General features: G+C 61.2%; 17 protein-coding genes. 8 read left to right on the plus strand and 9 right to left on the minus strand.

The genetic code is table 11. The annotated features are described in order from the left end of the window. The 3 genes from HY737_05370 to HY737_05380 all read left to right on the plus strand — a co-directional run. Window positions 1-564 (plus strand): hypothetical protein (locus HY737_05370; GenBank protein ID MBI4597812.1); only part of this gene is annotated, 564 nt, incomplete at its 5' end. Between the two features lie 44 nt (window positions 565-608). Further along, complete coding sequence (locus HY737_05375) at window positions 609-1,430, plus strand: D-alanyl-D-alanine carboxypeptidase family protein (protein ID MBI4597813.1); 822 nt, start codon at window positions 609-611, stop codon at window positions 1,428-1,430. Next, complete coding sequence (locus HY737_05380; GenBank protein MBI4597814.1) at window positions 1,358-2,761, plus strand: amino acid permease; 1,404 nt, start codon at window positions 1,358-1,360, stop codon at window positions 2,759-2,761. The genes HY737_05375 and HY737_05380 overlap by 73 nt, the downstream gene beginning before the upstream one ends. Here the strand turns inward: HY737_05380 and HY737_05385 are convergent. Beyond that, window positions 2,758-4,455, minus strand: coding sequence for a tetratricopeptide repeat protein (locus HY737_05385; protein MBI4597815.1), 1,698 nt, complete (start codon window positions 4,453-4,455; stop codon window positions 2,758-2,760). The two genes, HY737_05380 and HY737_05385, sit on opposite strands and share 4 nt — an antisense overlap. An 85-nt stretch (window positions 4,456-4,540) precedes the next feature. On the opposite strand from HY737_05385, the gene HY737_05390 reads away from it, so the two are divergent. Genes HY737_05390 through HY737_05410 form a run of 5 tightly spaced genes read left to right on the plus strand, consistent with a single transcriptional unit; the run spans window position 4,541 to window position 12,717 of the window. Next, window positions 4,541-5,542, plus strand: a complete 1,002-nt coding sequence (locus HY737_05390) for an NAD-binding protein (GenBank protein ID MBI4597816.1) — start codon at window positions 4,541-4,543, stop codon at window positions 5,540-5,542. Window positions 5,543-5,558: 16 nt separating this feature from the next. Continuing rightward, window positions 5,559-6,359 (plus strand): outer membrane lipoprotein-sorting protein, encoded by an 801-nt coding sequence (locus tag HY737_05395; protein MBI4597817.1) that lies wholly within the window; start codon window positions 5,559-5,561, stop codon window positions 6,357-6,359. Window positions 6,360-6,375: 16 nt separating this feature from the next. Beyond that, a complete protein-coding gene (locus HY737_05400; GenBank protein MBI4597818.1) occupies window positions 6,376-9,126 on the plus strand; it encodes an MMPL family transporter in 2,751 nt (916 codons plus the stop codon). Continuing rightward, window positions 9,119-10,483, plus strand: a complete 1,365-nt coding sequence (locus HY737_05405) for a hypothetical protein (protein MBI4597819.1) — start codon at window positions 9,119-9,121, stop codon at window positions 10,481-10,483. The genes HY737_05400 and HY737_05405 overlap by 8 nt, the downstream gene beginning before the upstream one ends. Window positions 10,484-10,500: 17 nt before the next feature. Continuing rightward, window positions 10,501-12,717, plus strand: coding sequence for an adenylate/guanylate cyclase domain-containing protein (locus HY737_05410; GenBank protein MBI4597820.1), 2,217 nt, complete (start codon window positions 10,501-10,503; stop codon window positions 12,715-12,717). A 22-nt stretch (window positions 12,718-12,739) separates the two neighbouring features. Here the strand turns inward: HY737_05410 and HY737_05415 are convergent, their stop codons facing one another. The 8 genes from HY737_05415 to HY737_05450 form a co-directional block, all read right to left on the minus strand. Further along, a complete protein-coding gene (locus tag HY737_05415; protein ID MBI4597821.1) occupies window positions 12,740-14,077 on the minus strand; it encodes a FecR domain-containing protein in 1,338 nt (445 codons plus the stop codon). 18 nt (window positions 14,078-14,095) lie between these two features. Further along, the gene (locus tag HY737_05420; GenBank protein MBI4597822.1) at window positions 14,096-15,529 is read right to left on the minus strand and encodes a tetratricopeptide repeat protein; all 1,434 of its coding nucleotides are present in this window, start codon (window positions 15,527-15,529) and stop codon (window positions 14,096-14,098) included. A 75-nt stretch (window positions 15,530-15,604) separates the two neighbouring features. Continuing rightward, the gene (locus HY737_05425; protein ID MBI4597823.1) at window positions 15,605-16,207 is read right to left on the minus strand and encodes an HAD family phosphatase; all 603 of its coding nucleotides are present in this window, start codon (window positions 16,205-16,207) and stop codon (window positions 15,605-15,607) included. Beyond that, a complete protein-coding gene (locus HY737_05430) occupies window positions 16,200-17,171 on the minus strand; it encodes a mechanosensitive ion channel family protein (GenBank protein ID MBI4597824.1) in 972 nt (323 codons plus the stop codon). Before HY737_05430 ends, HY737_05425 begins: the two co-directional genes overlap by 8 nt. Window positions 17,172-17,297: 126 nt before the next feature. Next, window positions 17,298-17,696: a DUF2203 domain-containing protein gene (locus tag HY737_05435; protein ID MBI4597825.1), complete on the minus strand. Its 399-nt coding sequence runs from the start codon at window positions 17,694-17,696 to the stop codon at window positions 17,298-17,300. Between the two features lie 55 nt (window positions 17,697-17,751). Next, on the minus strand, window positions 17,752-18,078 hold the full coding sequence (locus tag HY737_05440; protein ID MBI4597826.1) for an iron-sulfur cluster assembly accessory protein: 327 nt from the start codon (window positions 18,076-18,078) through the stop codon (window positions 17,752-17,754). A 47-nt stretch (window positions 18,079-18,125) separates the two neighbouring features. After that, window positions 18,126-18,521 carry a (deoxy)nucleoside triphosphate pyrophosphohydrolase gene (locus HY737_05445; protein ID MBI4597827.1) on the minus strand — a complete coding sequence of 132 codons (396 nt, stop codon included), beginning with the start codon at window positions 18,519-18,521 and terminating at the stop codon, window positions 18,126-18,128. A 35-nt stretch (window positions 18,522-18,556) separates the two neighbouring features. Then, entirely contained in the window at window positions 18,557-19,234 is a 678-nt protein-coding gene (locus HY737_05450) for an A/G-specific adenine glycosylase (GenBank protein MBI4597828.1), read from the minus strand. Window positions 19,235-19,252: the final 18 nt, after the last annotated feature.

A 19,252-nucleotide genomic window follows, 5' to 3' on the forward strand; every position in this document is an offset into this window, starting at 1 on the left:
GTGGCGGTGTTGATTCAAAACATCGTCACGCGCGTCCTCAAAACGATTGCGCTGGATAAGCTGGCCGACCAGATCCAACTCAGCGACGTGCTCGCCAAGGGAGGCATCAAGCGAAAGTTCTCAGAGCTCATCGGGCTCATCGTCTACTGGCTCGTGATGCTGGCGGTGCTGATGGTCGTGTTCAATGCGCTGCAGCTGACCGTCGCCGCGCAGCTGCTCCAATCCGTGGTGACGTTCCTGCCGAACGTGATCGCCGCCTTGTTCATCCTGGTGGTGGGGGTGTTTGCGGCGGTCTTCCTCTCGACGACCGTGCGCACCGCGGCCAGCAACGCCGGCTTGGGGCAGCCGCACCTGTTGGGGCAGTCCGTGCAAGTCGTGGTGGTGGCCTTCGCGATCGTGGCATCGCTGCAGCAGCTGCAGATCCCGTTCTTCGGCGAGGTGTTTCTGATCATTCTCGCCGGGATCAGCCTTGGCTGCGCGATCGCCTTCGGCCTCGGCTGCAAGGACATCGCCGGCCGGTGGGTGAATGACGTGATCCAGCAACTTCAGAGCAAGAAACGATAGTCGCAACGACGTTCGCATCTTCAGCGAGACGGCTGCTGCCGGTGATGGCGGCAGCCGTTTGGCTGTTGGCCTCCCCGCCCGGCTGGGCGTTGAATGTCGACCGGCTAGAGCCGCAAGAGATTGAAATCCTTGAGTCAGTCCTCAAGACTCTTGAAGATCCCATCAACGCTAAGAAGCAAGACGGCACCGCCATCATCCTCTCCTGGGAAGCGCTGTACGAGCCGCTGTCGCCTGCACAACGGCAATTTCTTGATGAGTTCCGCGCGCTCAAAGGCGAAACCCTCGGGGCAACCAGCCATTATTTCGGCGAAGCTCCGGCAGCGGATTTAGCGCCGGTCGGCCCGCAAGCGATCCTCAAAGACGGAGCGGAGCAACCAATCGAACCTCAGTATCTGCCCAAGCCGGCGCTGGAGGCGTATCTGCGGATGATGGGCGCCATGCAGCAACAGATCGGCAAGCGTCTGCTGATTGAGTCCGGGTACCGTTCTCCGGCCTATCAACTGTATCTCTTCCTTTTTTACATGCCGAAGCATGAGTACTCGATCAAGGAAACCAACCGCTTCGTGGCATTGCCTGGCCATAGCGAGCATGGCTACCCTCCGCGGCAAGCAGTCGACTTCATCAACGAGGCCGGCATCAATGGCGAAGATCATCCGGAGGCATTTGAGGCGCTTCCAGAGTTTCGTTGGCTGCAACAATATGCCCAAGTGTTTGGTTTTGTCCTTTCCTATCCTAAGGATAACCCATACCATACGGCGTACGAACCATGGCACTGGCATTTTGAAGCGGCCAGTTGCAGTCCCTGCCAGGAGAAACAACAACGCCAACTCTTCGAGAGTCTCCAGGTGCAGTCAAAGCCCCAGTAACGCCACAGACGGCGAGCCAGCCGACGCTTGCTCGCGCGCTGGGGCTGGGCGATGCGACGATGCTGGTCATCGGCTGCATCGTCGGCGTCGGGATCTTCCGCACCGCAAGCTCGATCGCGGCACAGCTGTCTTCGCCATCGCTGATGTTGGCCGTCTGGGTCATCGGCGGCATCGTCTCGCTGTGCGGAGCGCTCTGTTATGCGGAGCTGGCGGCGATGTTTCCGTCGAGTGGAGGGGACTACGTCTACCTCACCAACATCTACGGGCGATTCGCCGGCTTTTCGTTCGGTTGGACCAAGGTGTTCATCGAGCGGACCGGCACGATCGCGATTTTGGGCTACGTCTTCGCCGAATATGCGCGGCGGATCGCCGCATTCGATGCGGCGTGGCTGCCATGGATCGCGGCCGGAGGAATTGTGCTGCTGACCGTGGTGAATGTCGCCGGCGTGCGGTGGGGCACCGCGACGCAAAATCTGTTCACGGGATTGAAGGCGCTGGCCTTAGGGTCGCTGATTGTCGCTGGGATCTCAGCGATCGCAACGCATCGAGCCGTAGCCGTTGACTGGCGCCTGCCGCCTATCACCGCGGGAACCTGGTCGTCGCTTGGCATTGCGCTGGTCTTCGTGCTCTGGACGTACGGGGGGTGGACCGAGGCCGCCTACGTGGCTGACGAGGTGAAGCAGCCGACAAAAAACGTCCCGCGAGCCATCATTCAAGGGCTGCTGCTGACCACAGCGCTGTATCTGCTCGTCAACGCCAGCTACCTGCTGTGCATCCCCATCGAGCAGCTTCCCACAACACCGCTGGTCGCCTCCCAGGTCATGCAGCAAGCGATTGGTGCTAGCGGGGCGGTCTTCATCGCCGGCATGATCGCCTGCTCAGCCTTTGGCGCGCTCAACGGGTATATTCTAACCAGCGGGAGGATTCTTTATGCGATGGGCAAAGACCACGCGCTCTTGAAGACCGTGGGAGTGATCCATCCAACCTTCCATACGCCCTCGCGCGCATTGTGGATCAACGCGGCACTCGCCATTCTGCTGGTGTTTACGAAGACGCTCGACCAAATCATGACGTATTCCACCGTCGTCATTTCGGTGTTTTATCTGATGGCCGTGCTCGGGGTGATGATCTTGCGTCGACGACAGCCCGAGGCTCCGCGCCCGTATCGGACATGGGGATATCCTGCGGCTCCGCTGATCTTTCTGATTGTCATGACCGGCTTCGTGATCAATACGTGCCTGAAAGAACCGCACGAAGCCCTCTTCGGCTTCGGCTTGCTCTTGCTGGCCATTCCTCTCTATGGGCTCTCACGCTCGCGCGCTCCGTCCTAGCGGCTGAGAACCGCGACCATCTGCTTGGCTTCCCTATACTGGGCATAGGCCGGCTGAAGGCTGAGCGTGGTTTCGTATTCCCGTTTCGCTTCCTCGATCTTTCCCTGCTCGAAGAGCACGTTCGCGGCATTGAAATGCGCGTCGGCATAATCTGGCCGCAGCCGAAGCGCCTCGCGGTACTGCGCCATGGCCTCATCGAGCTTGCCGCTCGCTTTTAAGGCGATGCCGAGGTTGTTATGCGCCTCCGGGTACTCGGGATAGAGCTCAAGCGCCCGCCGGTAATGCTCGATGGCTTCGGCAAGGTTCCGTTGCCGGATGAGCACAAACCCCAAATTGAAATGCGCCTCCGGGTGATCCGGGATCACGCGTAGTGCTTGCGTATAGTACGCAACAGCCTCATCCAGTCTGCCCTCGCGTCGCATGAGATCGCCGAGGCTGCTGAGCGCGCGGAAATGATTTGGCCGTTTCGTTAGCACATCGTTCCACATGCGCCATTCGCTGGCATAATCGGCGTTGCGCCGAATCGTCAGGGTTCCATAGATCGCCGCAAGCCCCACCAGGACCACCAGCGCGATTTTCCCACGAAAGCACGAGTATCCAGCAAGTACGAGGAGCATCATGACAGCCGCCAAGGCCAGGTACATGCGATGCTCAACCGCAAGATCCGCGATGGGAAGAACGCTCGATGACGGCGCGAGTGTCAGAAACACCCACGCGCCAAGAAACCCGACCGGCGGACGGCGCCGAAGCGCCCACAGCGCCGCCAGCCCCAGAGCACCGACCGCCAGCGACGGCCAGAGGATCGCGTTGATGGTCGTCGCCACCGGCCAGAGGTAGTCAAACACGAGCGGATGGGGCCAGAGGGATAATTTCAGGTAGTGAAGGATGATCTGCGGCTGTGTGCCTGCATAGCCCAGAATCGTCGGAGGCGAAAGCCGAAGGCCGGGGAGCAGAAGGCTCTTGCCTATCGGCACGATGGCCAGATACATCCCAAGGCCCATCGAGGCGAACAATCCCAGGTAGAGAAGCGGCCGCTTGCGTAAGGCCTGCCGCACCGATCCGGAAAAAAACACGCGGTCATAGAGCAGCGCCGTCAGCGGCGCCGTCATCATATCCAGCTTGCTGGCCATGCCGGCGCCGCAGGCGAGCACGGCCAGCGCCTCCCACCGCCGTGCGCTCGACGACGTCGCCGAGCGGCATAGGCAATAAATCGTCGCGACATAGCACAAACCCATCAGCGACTCTGCCCGCTGCACGATGTAGGTGACGCTCTGAGTCTGCAGAGGGTGCACGACCCACAGGAGCGCCGTGGCCAGCGCCAACCACGGCGCTGATTTCCCAAAGCGTGTTGCAAGGCGGGATGTTTCGAGGGTCCGGCGCACCAGGCCAAAGAGGAGCAAACCGGCGAGCAGATGAATCGCGAGATTCACGGCATGGTAGGTGAAGGGCTGCGCCCCGGCCAAAGCATAGTTGAGGGTGAATGAGCAATCGACGATCGGCCGCGCGGACTCTGCCAGGCAGGCCCACGGCGGAGAGGGTTCGCGGACGTTGACGTTGTTGAGAATGTGCCGGTGGTCGTCGAAGAGGAAGGCCCCTCGAAAACTATTGTGGTAGGCCCACAACCCAATACCGACGAGCAGGACCGGCAGCCCAAGCGCGTTGATCCGCCGGCGGGGCGGTTCCGAGAAGGCCATGTTCGTACTATAACATAAGCTGGCTTGAGAGGCGTGGCGCGAAGAGTTGACCTCTTTGGGGGCTATGGTAGACTCATACTAACCAATGGACGGGCTGAGTCGTAGGCTGCGTTCCGCGCTCGTCCTCCTTTTCGCCGCGGTCCTCATCGGCACCATCGGGTACCGTCTCATCGAAGGCTGGAACACCCTCGATGCCTTGTACATGACGGTGATCACGCTTGCCACCGTCGGGTACGGCGAAACCCACCCGCTCTCCCCCGCCGGGCGAGTCTTTACCATCTTCCTCATCATGTTGGGCGTGGGGGTGCTCACCTTCGGGGTCACCGCGGCCACCGCCTTCGTTGTCGAAGGCACACTGACAAATCTCATCGGGAGGAGAAAAATGGAAGCTGCCATCCGGAAGCTGAGCGATCACATCATCCTCTGCGGCGTGGGAGAAACCGGGCGCCACATCGCGGAGGAGTTCCTGAAATCCGGCGTGCCGTTTCTCATCATCGATAAGGACCCCGAACGGATCAAGGCGATGGAGAAGCTCGGCCCGATCCTCTCCATCCAGGGAGATCCGACCCAAGATGAGACGCTCATCCAAGCGGAGGTCAAGGAAGCGAAGGGGTTGATCTGCGCGCTCCCGGAAGACCGAGATAACGTATTTGTGGTCTTAACGGCTCGCGCGCTGAACCCTCGGCTTCGCATCGTCTCGAAGGTCATCGAGCAAGAGTCGCGGATGAAGCTCTCGAAAGCCGGCGCTGATGTCGCCGTATCGCCGAATTTCATCGGCGCGATGCGGTTGGCTTCTGAGATGGTGCGGCCGACCGTGGTGTCATTCCTGGATACGATGCTGCGCGCGAACAATGGAACGGTGAGGGTGGAGGAAGTCCTCCTGCCCGCAGGGTCAAAGCTCGCCGGGCGGCGGCTTAAAGAGGCCGGCGTCTACGAGCAAACCGGACTGCTCCCGATCGCGATCAGCAAGGATGGAACGTTCGAGATCAACCCGAGCCCGGAATGGCCGCTCCGAGAGGGGAACGGCCTGATTGTGTGTTGTACGCCAGAGCAATTGGCGAAACTTCGCGACCTGGTCGCGGCATAGTCCACGGAGGTGAAGGATGAAACGCGCGCTGATTGGCCTCACGGTCATGTTGGCCATGGCTGCCCCGCTGAGGGCGGAGGAGCTGAGCGGCCGGCAAATTATCGATCAGGCGATTGACCGGCATGAGGCGCCGTACGACTTTGAGCAGCAGATCATGACCCTCATCGACAAGAAGGGCAACCGGGAGCTCCGCGACACGCGCCGGTACGCCCGCAAAGGGGCGGATGGCCAGTTTAAGTATCTCATTGTGTTTGACAGCCCTCCGGGGGTAAAGGGAGTGGCCCTGCTGACGTGGCAGCATGAGGCAGCGGATGATGATCAGTGGCTGTACCTGCCCGCCCAAGGCGACCAGGTCAAGCGCATCGCCAAGGGGAGCAAGAAAAATTACTTCATGGGCACCGACTTCACCTACGAGGATCTGGTCTCGGAATCGCGCGAGAAATTCACCTATGCGCGGCTGCCTGATGAGACGCTTGAGGGCGCAACACACTACGTCGTGGAGATCACCCCGGCGGACGCCGCGTTCGCCAAGGAGAGCGGATACCAAAAGCGCGTGGTCTGGGTGCGCCACGATAATTTCTTCGTCATACGAACCGACTATTACGACAAGCAGGGCAAGCTCGTGAAGCGGCAGAGTGCTGGCAACCTGGAGAGCGTCGGAGGGGACATGTGGCGGGCAAAGACCACCAACATGGAGAACTTCAGCAACGGCCACGCGACGCACGTCCAGGTGGAGACGCGAAAGCTCGAAGAGGCCGCAGCGCCTGAAGAACTCTTCCAGCAACGCTTCTTGACATCCGGCCAGCATATGCGCTGAGCCGCGGGAGCCCATGATGATGCTTGAGAAATTCTTCACGTTCGGCGGCCGCCACCGGCTGGCCACGGTGCTGATCCTCGCCGCGGTGACGGGTGTGGCCATCTACGGCATTACGAAGCTGCGGGTCGACGCCAACTACGACAGTTTCATGAGCGCGAATGATCCGACCTATCCGGATTACGAGCGCACCATTGCGGAGTTCGGCTCTGATAACACGACGATCATCTACCTCCGGGATGATGCGCTCTTCACGACCCAGCGGCTGCGGCAGATCGAGGAGCTCGTCTCGGGCCTCTCCGACTTGGAGCCGGTCGAAAAAGTGGAGAGCCTGTTTAGCTCCCTGAATATCCAAGACCGAGAGGGGCTCCTCGAAATCAGCCCCCTGCTCGATACCGCTCCCGAAGACCCTGAGGAGCTCCTTAAAGCGAAAGCGGATGCGCTCTACAGCCCGCTCCTGAAGCGCAACGTGATCTCCGAGGACGGACGCGTGACCGCGGTCATTCTCACCGTCCGCCGCGACCGCCGCGATCCGACCTTCAACCGCAAGTTCTTCAACACGATCGAGCAGCGCATCGCGCCGCTGCGAAAGAACTTCGACGAGGTCTTCCAGATCGGCCCGCCGCGGCTCAACTATGAGATTGAGCACGCGATGTTCAGCGACATCTTCCGCCTCACCCCGCTGGCCACGGCGATTCTCATGGTGACCATTTTCCTCTTCGTCGGTGCTGGCATCGCCGGGGTCTTGCCCCTGATGACCGCCGCGCTGAGCGTGCTGTGGACGCTCGGGTTCATGGGATTGGTGGGGCTGCCCGTCAGCCTGCTGACCGCGCTGCTGCCCACCCTTTTGATCGTCATTGGGTCGGCTGAAGATACGCATATGCTCTCGGAGTACCTCCATGAGCTGGCGAGCACTGGCCGCGGGGATCGGCAGCAAGCCATCCGGTTCATGGCGAAAAAGATCGCGCTGCCCGTCACCCTGAATACGTTCACCACCGTCCTCGGCTTTTATGCCAACGCCTTTAACCAGATCATCCTCATCAAGCAGTTTGCCTACGCCAGCTCCTTCGGCATGGCCGCGAGCTTCTTCGCCACGGTGCTCTTCATTCCGCTGGCCATCAGTTTCTTCTCGCCGAAAACCATCCACCCTGTTGAGGAGCATGAGAAACCGAAGGGCATCGTGGGAGCGATTGTCGGGGGGCTCGGGTTTCTCTCCGCCCGATTCCAGAAGACCATCGTGGCGGTCATGGCGGTGATCCTGGTCGTGTTCGCCTACCTCTCTTTTAGCGTCCAGGTGACCAATGATCCGCTCTCCTATTTTAAAGCCGGCACCCCCCTGATTCGTGATGCCGATACCCTGCACCGGGACCTTGCCGGCATGTCGGTCTTCTTCTTGACGCTGGAAGCGAAGGAAGCCAACGCGTTCAAACGCCCTGAAGAAATGAAGAAGATCGAGCACATCGATGGCCTCCTGGCCGAGCTGGGGTTTGACAAGACGGTCTCGCTCGCCAACTGCTTAGCCCTCGTCAACCGGGAAATGCACCAGGGGGACGCGGCGTTTCACCGAGTGCCGGACCGGCAGGATTTGATCGAGCAGTACCTGTTGTTCTTCCAGCGGGAGGATCTTGAGCAGTACGCCAATCACGACTACCGCGTGGCGAACACGATCGTCCGTCATCACTTCTCCGACTCCCATTCCCTCAACAGCCGGCTGGTGCGGCTCCGGGAAGAGCTGCCGAAAATTCTCGGCCCGCACATCACCTTCCGCCTCACGGGCGAGAACTTGATGATCAACCAAGCCGCTGAATCGCTGTTCACCGGAGAGATCCAGTCGCTCGGAATGCTGATCAGCGTCATCTTCGTGATCATGTCATTCCTCTACACCACGATGCTGGCCGGCGTCGTCTCCCTCGTGCCCAATATCATTCCCATCATCATCAACTTTGGGCTCATGGCCATCTTAGGCATCCCTTTGAATCCCGGCACGACCATGGTGGCGTGCATCGCGATTGGGATTGCGGTGGATGACACCACGCATCTGCTGGCCCGGTTTAACGACGAGCGCAAGAAAACGGCGGACCTTGACGAGGCGCTGCAACGGACGATCTGGGGGGAAGCCGTGCCGGTCATCGCCACGACGGTCTCGCTAGCCTTGGGGTTTGCGATCCTCATGATCTCGAAGTTCTCCATCGTCGAGCAGTTTGGCCTGCTCTCAGCCGTCACGATGGTGGTGGGGCTCTTGACGGACATGACGATCACGCCGATCCTCTTGAAGCATATCCGGCTCGTCGGCATCTGGGAGATCATCGGCCTGAAAGTGGGACGCGAGGTGTTGGCCCATAGCCCGCTCTTCGAGGGCATGCGGCCCTTCCAGATCAAGAAGACCATCTTGCTCTCCGAGCTCGTGACGGTTCCAAAGGGATCCGATGTGATCGTGCAGGGCGCTCGCGGGCGCAGCATGTACATGGTGCTGACCGGCTCGGTGGATGTGCTGCGGGCCCATGGGGCAGGCGCGCAGAAGGTCTCCACCTTGGGCGCTGGAGAAATCTTTGGCGAGGTCGGATACACCCAGGAGATCGAGCGCACGTCCACGGTGCGCGCCACCAGCGATACCACCCTGCTGAAACTCGACTTCCCCAGCGTTCAGAAAGTCCTGCGCTGGTATCCGAACATTGCGGCCCGCCTGAACCTGAACATCAGCCGGATCTTAGGAAGCCGCCTGGCCAACATGCATGCCCGGACAACCCAGCTTGGCGTTGCGGATGCGTAGGCGGGCGGCCTGGTGGGGCCTGGCAGCGCTAGCACTAGCAGGCTTCCCCTCCCCGGCGGGAGCAGACGCCGACCGCCACCCGCTCAAAGACTTCGTCAAGGGTGCGACATACACCGTCGATATCTTCACGAGCTTCTTCCCTCAGACGTTCGTCTCAAGCCCGGACTTGATCGTGGACGACAAGGCGGTGATCTTCTGGACCAAAGCTCTGGCCAAGTCGCAAGCCACACTCGCCGATGGGCTGATGCTGAAGCTCGCACTCTACACGGCCTATTCAGGCTTTCACGATGAATTCCGCGGCGTCTTCGCCTCCCCAGATTCCGAGAAACCGTATGCCCGGTACGTGGATTTCAAAGAGGCCAGCCTTCGCTACACCGCGGATCGGTTTGCCCTTCTCCTGGGCCGAGCGCCGATCACGGTGAGCCTCTCAACGCTGCACTCGCCCGCCAATCGGTATCGGGTCCTCAACCTGACGAACCCGATGCACCCTGATGACCTGGGAGCCTGGCAGACGAGCCTGGACTGGTTCTTGGGCGACAACACGCTGCGGTTCTCCATCCTCCCCTTTGAGGAGCGCTCGACCTCGCCGTTTCGCAGCTCGCGATGGGTCGGAGAATCCGGCGAGAACTTCTCGACGACGTCATCGAGCTCAAGCTCAGGCGGCGGGGCGACAGGGCTCACCGCCCCGGAGGGCGCGAATGTTCGGACGGTGTTTCGAAACCGGCCGGGTTTTCTCTTGAAATACACAGGGGTGGCCACCAGCCTCGACTACTTCCTGACCGCGCATTATGGCCCGGGGCAATTCCAGACGATCCAGAACCCCTCGGAGAACGAGTTTTCTCTTGAAATTCCCTCCGCCGTGACGTTATCGGCTGGCGCTGCGAAAACTCAAGGCGGACTGGAGCTCCACGGAGAGAGCCTCTACCAGATGACGGATGAGAATGCTGATCAGAATTTCGTGCGGTATGTCATCGGGGCGACGTACCGCGAGACCGCCTGGGCCGAGCGGATCGGGTTTGATGAAATCTCCCCCGTGGTGGAGTACGCCGGCGAATGGGTCACCGGCCAACAGGATAACGCGGGCACCCCGGTGAATTCGTCGCAAGCGAGGCCGTTTCGCAATTCGCTCCTCTTTCGGGTCGACGTAATACCCACCGATAAGCTGACGTTTCGCGTCGGCGGTGTGAGAAACTTCACCACCGGGGATTATACCCAGATCTTCGCCCTCGAGTACAAGCCGAACTACAATCTCACCTGGAAAGCTCAAGCGGCGGTTTTCGGCGGCGCTGCCGATACGGCGTTCGGCCGATGGAATCGCAACGATTACTTTGAGGTTGGGTTGACTCGAACGTTCTGATGTGAGCTCGCAACACCATGAAGCGAGGGGCCCGCGTTCTTCTACCGTCCATCGTGCTGCTGGCGGTCTGCGCGCTGCGCATCGCCAATCCCCCGCTGCTGCAGGAATTCCAGCTCAAAATTTTCGATACCCTGCAGCGCCTTCATCCTCGGCCCTACCGGCAGGTTTCGGTGCGGATCGTCGATGTGGACGATGAGAGCCTCGCTCGGCTCGGGCAATGGCCGTGGCCGCGCACCCAGATCGCTCAACTGGTCACCCGCCTGCGCGAGCTGAACGCCGCGGCCATCGTGTTTGACATCGTGTTTGCCGAGCCGGATCGCACCGCTCCCGCCCAGATCCTTTCCCTCTGGCCGGCCACCCCTGCGGTTGAGGCCCTGCGCGAACGCGTGCAGGAGCTCCCCGACCATGACGCCCTCTTCGCTCAAGCCATCAGCGCCGCCCCGGTGGTCACGGGGTTCGTGTTGACGGAAGGCGTCAATACCCACGAGCCCGCGTTGAAAGCCGCCTTCGCGCACGCGGGAGACGATCCGCGCCAGTTCCTTCATCCGTTCCAAGCCGCGGTGGTGAACCTGCCGGCCCTCGAGGCGGCGGCATCCGGAAACGGCAGCTTCACCATCCTGGCGGATCGCGACGGGATCATCCGGCGGGTCCCGTTGGCGTTCCGGCTTCGCGATCGCCTGCACCCGTCCCTCGTCGCAGAAGCCATCCGCGTCACGCAGGGTGCGTCGACTTATCTCGTCAAATCGTCGGGGGCGAGCGGCCAATTCAGCCTCGGAACGCGGACCGGAGTCACGCATCTGAAGATCGGCTCCATGACCATTCCGAGCGACGCCCAGGGACGGTTATGGCTCTACGACACCGGGCCGGTCGCGGAGCGGTTTCTCCCGGCCTGGCGCGTCTTGGCCGACACCGCGGACCCGGCGAAGATTTCAGGCCACATCGTGTTCATCGGCACGAGCGCCGCCGGGCTGAAGGACCTGCGCACCACTCCGCTGAATCCTGTGGCCGCCGGGGTGGAGGTGCACGCCCAGTGCGCTGAGCAGATCCTCCTTCAGGAGTTCCTTCTGCGGCCTGATTGGGCCGACGGGGCTGAGCTGATCTACGTGCTGATCCTGGGCATCGGCCTCATCATCCTGCTGCCGTGGATCGGCCCGGCGTGGTGCGCGGCGCTGGCCCTCACGGCGATCCTTGGAGCCTGCGGCGCGTCGTGGGCTGCCTTCACGCATCTGCGGTGGCTGCTGGATCCGATCGTCCCGTCCCTGGCGGTCGTGCTGATCTATCTTGCGGGGTCGCTGATGATCTTCCTGCAGACGGAGCGGGAGCGCCGGTGGGTGCGGCAGGCGTTCAGCCGGTACCTGTCCCCTGTCCTGGTCAAGCGCTTGGCCGAGAACCCCAAACTGCTGCGGCTCGGAGGGGAGCTGAAGGCCATGACGCTGCTCTTCGCCGACATCCGGGGATTCACGACGATCGCCGAGCAGTTCGACGCCGAAGCGCTCACCAAATTCATGAACCGGTTTTTGACCCCCATGACCCAAGTGATCCAAGAGCATTTCGGCACGATCGACAAATACATCGGCGACTGCATCATGGCCTTCTGGAATGCGCCGCTGGATGATCCTCAGCACACGCGGCACGCCGCTCAAGCGGCCCTCGCGATGCGCGCGTATCTGGTGACATGGAACCGCCGCCTCAGGGCGGAAGCCGAAGCGGCCGGACGACAGGCGATCACCGTGCATATCGGCATCGGTATTAATACCGGGGAGTGCTGCGTGGGGAACCTGGGCTCGGACCAGTGCTTCAACTACTCCGTGCTGGGGGATGACGTGAACCTGGCCTCTCGCCTGGAGGGGCAATCCAAAGTCTACCGGACGGATATCGTGATCGGTCCGGCGACCGCCGAGGCCGTGCAGGATCTGACCGTGTTAGAGCTCGACCTCATCAGGGTTAAGGGCAAGACAAAACCAACACGCATCTACGGGCTCTTGGGGGATGAAACGCTTAAACTCAGCGATGGATTTCCCGCGCTTGAGGCGGCTCACGGCCGGATGCTCGCCGCCTATCGCGCGCGGCAGTGGGACGAGGCGAAACGATGGCTTGAGGAGTGCCTGAAGTTCGATACCCCCAAAACGCGCCTGCGGGTGTTTTACGCGGTGTATCGGGAGCGGATTAACGCTTACCAAACCAACCCGCCGGGCGAGGAGTGGGACGGCGTGTTTGTGGCGCAGACGAAGTGACGGCCCTCGCCAAGCGTCCGCTTTAGGACGCCCCGGCTTGTTTGGTCATCGTAAACGAGCCTGTCGAACCCACCGTGCTACCGAGGGAATCATACGTGGCCTCCCCGGTCGCTGTGGCGGCGACGACCCCTCCGGAGTTATTGAGCGTCAACGTTCCCGTCAACACCCCATCGCTACTCGTGTCGGTGAAGGTCGCGTTGCCTGACCCTGAGTTGAATGACTGTGCTTCGATTGTTTCAGATTTGAAGATGCTTCCCAAGAAACTTGAGGTATCGACCGTCAGACTCGAGTTGCCGCCTCCGATGGTCCGCGCCCCAAAATCAATATCCACCTTCACCGTCACCGTCCCTTGAATGTTCACGGCCGAGCCGCTGTCTCGGGTTTGAACAAATGACCCGACCGCCCCAGTGTGTTGGTAGCTGAACACCCCTGTTTCGATCGTCCGGAGCTGGTCCTTTGTCGAGATCCCATCCGCGATCGCCACGCTCTGGGACGCCACCTGGGTCGCGGAGGTCGTTGATTCGTCCCCAAGGTCTTGGCTGATGTCCGTCGTCGTCTTGGTCTCCGTGAGTTTGGTGAGTGCCACGGCAAGATCCTGCCCGGCCTGCCGGGTCATGGAGGCGCCTGCGGCGGCCGCGGGATCCGCGGCGGCCGGTGCGGGCGCTTGAGCCGCCGGCGCAGCGAGGGCGCTGGTCAAGGCATCGAGCTCGGCCGGAGGCACAGCCGCGGGCGGAGTCGGGAGCGCATCCGGCCCTGCGATGGTCGTCCCGAAACCGGGGCGGGTGACGGTGACCTCATGCGTGACGTTCCCGACTCGATTGCTCACCGTGATCTGGCCCGGCCGCTCGCCGGTGTTGTTCTTGGGGCCCGGGCCGAGGAGCACGACCTTGGATTGGCTCCCCTCGATGCGGCCGGCGACGATCGTCCCGCGGATGCCGATGACTCCAACGGGGAGCTTCACCTCCATGTCGCTGGGGCGTCGCCGGGCGATCTTGCCGGTCACGAACCGGAAAACCCCTTGGAGGGCTTGCGCGCTGATTTTCCCCGCGTTCGTCCGGGGATCATAGATGAAGGTATCGATGACCAGCGCGCTGTTCGGCCCGATCGTGAAGACCGTCTCATCTAAGAGGAGAATCTGCAGCTGGCCCTGGGCGTTGGTGGTGATCCGCTCCCCGAGGAAGATCGGCTGGCCGGTCTGGAGGACTTGGCCCACGGCCTGGCCTGGACGCTGAAGCTGAACCCCGCCTCGGACGGCTGCGGCCACACCGATACGGTCGGGGGGTGGAGCCGTCTGCGCTTCAGCGATTGTGAGGCTGCCGAAAAGGCTTATTCCTACCAGGGCGCATATCCACCGTCTCATCGTGCCTCCACGATTTGGCTAGAACTCCACCTTCTTGGTCAGCATCATGAGATACTTCGAATTGGAGTAGGTGTAGTTCGTGATGTTGGACAACGCGCGAAATTGCTCAAAGGTGAAGGTCGCGGTCAGATTGTCGTAGACCAGTTTTGGCAGGATTTTGCCGGCGCCAAAAAGCGCGAGGGGAGCCCCGTACGTCACCCGGACACGCAGCTCCTTATCTTGGCGGGTCTGCGCGCTGATCGCCCGGTCGGGACCGTCATACAGATTCACATCAAAGCCGATCGAGTTGATGAGAAACTGCCCCCTACCCAGCAGCCACGTGTGGCTGCCGGTCAGCCCCCATCCATCGTACCGCCAGTAATCGACCTTCGCGTTCTTTTTCTCATACGCCAACGAGCCGGCGAGCCTCATGGTGGGGCTCAACGCATACTCGCCTCCCCCGTTGATGGTCACGCGATCGCCGGTGCGCTCGCCGGCCACCGCGTTCTCCGTGATCCCCCGGTATTCTTCACGCGCCCACTCCGTCGAGAGGAACGTCTGGAAGCGCTTGGCGAGGTTTCGCGTGAGGAGCGTGCGGACGCCGCGCGTGCGCAGGTACGTCTCCCGGGAGAGCATGATGTGATCGGAAAACCCGGTCGACGTCGCCTCGGCGAGCCAATGCTTGAACACACCCCCCACCTCAAAGGCAAATGCCTGCAGATCCAGGTCATCCGCAGCCGTTTGCTCCCCGAGAAAGTAGTTGAAGGAGCCGATGAGCTGGTGGCCGGCTTGAACGCCGAGGTCATGCGCGACATCGATGTTCTGAATGACCAAGAGGCTGGTGTCTCGCCGTTTCTTGGAACTGTCCGGAACCCCCAGCGCCGCATCGCTGAAGAGCCGATGCTTCGAGGAGGGAGAGGCGTTGCGGTTCGTGTCGAACCCGTACCCGAGGCTCAGGCTGGACGACCATCGCGTGGCTTGCCGCCGCCGCCGGATCTGACGGAGATAGTCGTCGATTTCCTGGCGGAGGGAGCTTGGCATCGGCTGATCGCGGATCCCCTTGAGCGTGCGCTCGGCTTCATCGAGGTTGTCGAGGCGGAAGAGCACGATCCCATAGAAGAGCCGCACATGAGCGAGACTCGGATCGAGCAGGAGGATGCGTTCCAGGGTGGCGGCCGCGCCCAGCACATCGCCGCGCGCCACCTGGGCTTTGGCGTAGCGGAAGTTCAGATCGATGTTGTCGGAATCGGCGAGGACCTGCGCGAAGGTGACCGGCTCACGCGTCTCAACCGCGAGCCTGGCGCGCGCTTCCTCAGCGACCTGCTTGGCTTTCGTCTTCGCGGCCGTCTCGCGCGCCGGGACTTCGCTCTCCGTCTCCTGAGCCGGCACGGACGGCCCAGAAAGAAATAGCGCCACGACTAACGTCGCGACGCACCACCTGGCGGCTCGTCCCCTGGTTCTCTGGATGGCCATGAATACTGTGCCATCTTCGCAGGTGACAACGCGCTTGTCAATACATCATTATGATTGCGCCCCGATCGCTGCGCATTACACATTCACTCCCAGAGCCCTGAGTTCTTCCTCAAGCTGCTGGCTGTTTTCGAAACGAATCGCCTGCAAGCCCACGTTCCGCCCGGCCTGAACCAGCTCGGGCCGGTCATCGATGTAGATGGTCCGCTCAACGCGCGCCCCCCCTCGCCGAACCGCCAGGTGATAAATCTCCGGATCAGGCTTTCGCATGCCCACATCAGAGGAGGCGATCCAGTCATGAAACACCGTGAGCGACGGAAAATGCTGCTGGATATGCATCAGGTGCAGCCGGTTCGTGTTGGAGAGGGCGATCAGCGTATGCCGCTTCTGCAACCGCTCCATCAGCTGGGTGACATCGGTATTTTCAATAAAGAGGCTGTTCCAAGCGCGCACGAATTGCTCATACGTCCAGGAGAATGCCAGCTGCGCCTTCAGCCCCTCATAGTACGCCTGGGGCGTGATCCGTCCCAGCTCAAAGGGCAGCAGCAGGTCCTTGTGGTAGATGACCGCCTGGACCTCTTCGAAGGACTTGCCGGTCAGCTGCGCGACATGGTGGAGGAGCTGATCCGAATTCACTTCCACCACCACGCCGCCCAGGTCGAAGAGCACCAAGTCATACATCAGGGGCGCCTGGGAGCTTGCTATACACGGTGGTTTGCGTCGGAAATGGAATGGTGATTCCCTCCTGCCGATACCGAACATGCAGCCGCTTGATGAACTCATGTTTAATGAGATATTGATCCACGAATTCGTTGGCGCGCAAGATGACCGTCAACTGGATGCTCCAGTCGCCAAAGGTATGGTAGCGGATGAACGGCTCAAACATCGGCACTCCGCCGGCGACGGTCTTCATCACGTCACGGCCCACCTCAGCCGTCACGCGCTCAACATGTGAGAGATCGCTGCTGTAATCAACCCCCACCTCCACCAAGACCGCTAAATCGCGGCTGGGCAAATTGAAGTTCGTAATGTTGGCCTGGGCGAGCTTGCTGTTGGGAACAAGGATGGTGTTGTTGGCCAGCATGCGGATGCGCGTCGCCCGCCAGCCGATGTCTTCAATATACCCTTCTTCGCCGCTGTTGAGCTTGATGTAATCCCCCATCCGGACGCGTTTCTCCACGGTCAAATAAAATCCGGCGAAGAGGTTGGAGAGCGTATCCTGCAGCGCTAGAGCCACGGCTAACCCGCCCACGCCCAATGCGGTCAGCAGCGGAGCGATCGAAATGCCCAGGCTGTGCAAGATCATCAGCACCCCTAGCAGGGTGATGAGGATCTTGGCGATATTTTGCGTGAGGCTGGTCACCGGCATGGCGTGCTGGAATTGGCTGCCGTAGAGCACGACCAGCTTGCCGGCCAACCCGGCGCACACGAACGTGACCGACAGCCAAAGGACCACGTAAATTGCGCGGTGGATCCCGGTGACGATGGATCCGGAGAGATTCCACAAACCGACGGCGATGTAGAACCCCAGGAAGAGGCTCCAAAGGGGAATGCCGCGCTGCAGCGCCTCAACGACATACTCATCCCATTTCCATGCCGTCTTGGCTGCCACAGCCGATAGGCGCTGGCAGATCCTCCGCGCCATGAACCGGCCGACCAGGTAGGACACGCCGAGGATCGCGGCCGACCAGAGTAACTGGTTGGCCCACGCCGGCAAATGTTGTAGTTGTTCCAGCATCCCCTTACTCACTTTCTCACTCAATCACTCTCATCACAGCGGTTGCCGGTTGGCATACCCTTCGTCCAGCGGATGCCAGTAGGCCACGCGTTCTTCTCCGAGTTTCCAGCACAGCCAGATATATTCCCCATTCCGTATCCCATAAAAATCCACGAGCCCCATCTGCAGATCCTTCACCCACGCCCCCAGCTCCTGCAATTGGCTGAGCGCTGAGTGGAAGCTCTCGATGAGCTGGAGCTGATGCGTCGTCAGCTCGCGAATCTGCTGCTTCAGCGCCTCGATCGGATAGCCGTTGCCGCCGGAAACTCTGCGGTTGGCCTCTTCGATCTGCTCATTGGTTGAGATCAGGGAGCGCTGCAAGGCCTGCAATTGCTGAAGGAGCGGCGCAATCTTCGGTAAGAGCGCATTGGCTTGCTGGACGGTAAGGACTATTGGCTCTTCCTGCGGAGCAGAAGGATCAGGCGTCGAGAACCTGCAATCGTTGAGGTTAGGCGGTGAACGACGTGCCGCAACCGCAGGTTTTCTTCGCCAGCGGGTTGTTGAACTCGAATCCCCCGCCCATCAAGTTGGTCTTGAAATCAATGGTCGTGCCATCAAGATACAGATGGCTCTTGGCATCGATCACGATCTTGACCCCGTCCTGCTCGAACACCGTGTCATACTGCTTCGGCGTCGCCTCATCGATGGCCAGCACATAGGTCATGCCGGAGCAGCCGCCGCCCTTGATCCCGATGCGCAAGCCGAGATTCGGCTTCTGCTCTTTCTCAATCAGACGCTTGACTTCCTGAGCCGCTGGAGCCGTTAATGTAATCATGCGAATCCTCCTCTTCAGCCGTTGTGCGATTATACCACTCGACGCTGTCAACCGCCAGCTAAACGCGCCACCAACCGGCGGTTGGCGGGCGGAAACTCGTAGCGGAGCAGCTGCCGAGGGGCCACCCACCGCAGCGCGCGGGCATCCAGCGGCCGCGGACGGCCCGCGGCGATCAGGCACCGAAACACCTTGAACACCACGATGCCGTCATGAAACTCGTGGCGCATCCAGCCATAGGTGCGGATGCCCCGCACCGCCACGCCGATTTCCTCAAACAGTTCACGCCGGAGGCACGCTTCCCATGATTCCCTCGGCTCCCGTTTTCCGCCGGGAAACTCCCACAGGCCGCCGAAGGAATCGCGGTGATGGCGCTGGCAAATGAGGATACGCCCCCGCCGCGTAATGACCGCGACAGCCGCGTGGATTCTTCTCTTCCTTCTCATCCCCTCAGTTCGATATCAGATATGAAATGGCCATTTCATATCTGATATCGCCTTGAGGGTTGCCAGGGGTAGCTGCGGCAGGTCTCTCGCAAAGGGCAGGACGCGCAGCGAGGGGCTCGGGCGGTGCAGACCATCGCGCCGAAATCCATCATCGCTTGGTTGATGTCGTAGCCCTGCCCTTTTGGAATCACCGCCTCGGCCAGCTGCCACAGCCGACGCTGCGTTGGCCCCTTCTTCGCCTCGCCCTTGATCCCGAAATATCGCGCCAGCAGCCGCATGATGTTCGTATCGAGCATCGGCTCATCTTGCTCAAAGGCAAACGTCAGCACCGCCCCGGCGGTGTACTCGCCGACCCCCTCCATCGCGAGCAGCCCGTCGCGGGAATCCGGGAGCCTGCCGTTGTGCTGCCGCACCGTCTGCCGCGCAATGTTTCTCAGCCGCATGGGGCGGATGTTGTAGCCCAGCGGATACCACACACGGCGCAGCTCGGCGGTCTTCGCCTTGGCTAGCGCTTGAAGCGTCGGGTACCGCCGCAGAAATTCCTCATACTTGGGGGCGACGCGATCGACTTGCGTCTGCTGGAGCATGATTTCCGAGACCAGGATCTTGTACGGGTCGCGCGTCTTGCGCCACGGCAGGTCCCGCTGATGCACGCGGTACCAGGCGAGCAGCCGTCGCTGAAATCGTTGCAGGCGTTGTGCGCGAGGGGCCATAGAGCTTCGCCGTACCGT

The sequence above is a fragment of the Candidatus Omnitrophota bacterium genome, from assembly GCA_016209275.1.
In the GTDB taxonomy this organism is placed as follows: Bacteria; Omnitrophota; Gorgyraeia; order Aquiviventales; family Aquiviventaceae; genus JACQWM01.

Coding starts and splice junctions, on each gene's coding strand:
- HY737_05375 (MBI4597813.1), top strand. CDS start 609: ATGGCGGCAGCCGTTTGGCTGTTGGCCTCCCCGCCCGGCTGGGCGTTG.
- HY737_05385 (MBI4597815.1), bottom strand. CDS start 4,455: ATGGCCTTCTCGGAACCGCCCCGCCGGCGGATCAACGCGCTTGGGCTG.
- HY737_05390 (MBI4597816.1), top strand. CDS start 4,541: ATGGACGGGCTGAGTCGTAGGCTGCGTTCCGCGCTCGTCCTCCTTTTC.
- HY737_05395 (MBI4597817.1), top strand. CDS start 5,559: ATGAAACGCGCGCTGATTGGCCTCACGGTCATGTTGGCCATGGCTGCC.
- HY737_05400 (MBI4597818.1), top strand. CDS start 6,376: ATGATGCTTGAGAAATTCTTCACGTTCGGCGGCCGCCACCGGCTGGCC.
- HY737_05405 (MBI4597819.1), top strand. CDS start 9,119: ATGCGTAGGCGGGCGGCCTGGTGGGGCCTGGCAGCGCTAGCACTAGCA.
- HY737_05410 (MBI4597820.1), top strand. CDS start 10,501: ATGAAGCGAGGGGCCCGCGTTCTTCTACCGTCCATCGTGCTGCTGGCG.
- HY737_05415 (MBI4597821.1), bottom strand. CDS start 14,077: ATGAGACGGTGGATATGCGCCCTGGTAGGAATAAGCCTTTTCGGCAGC.
- HY737_05420 (MBI4597822.1), bottom strand. CDS start 15,529: ATGGCCATCCAGAGAACCAGGGGACGAGCCGCCAGGTGGTGCGTCGCG.
- HY737_05425 (MBI4597823.1), bottom strand. CDS start 16,207: ATGTATGACTTGGTGCTCTTCGACCTGGGCGGCGTGGTGGTGGAAGTG.
- HY737_05430 (MBI4597824.1), bottom strand. CDS start 17,171: ATGGCGCGGAGGATCTGCCAGCGCCTATCGGCTGTGGCAGCCAAGACG.
- HY737_05440 (MBI4597826.1), bottom strand. CDS start 18,078: ATGATTACATTAACGGCTCCAGCGGCTCAGGAAGTCAAGCGTCTGATT.
- HY737_05445 (MBI4597827.1), bottom strand. CDS start 18,521: ATGAGAAGGAAGAGAAGAATCCACGCGGCTGTCGCGGTCATTACGCGG.
- HY737_05450 (MBI4597828.1), bottom strand. CDS start 19,234: ATGGCCCCTCGCGCACAACGCCTGCAACGATTTCAGCGACGGCTGCTC.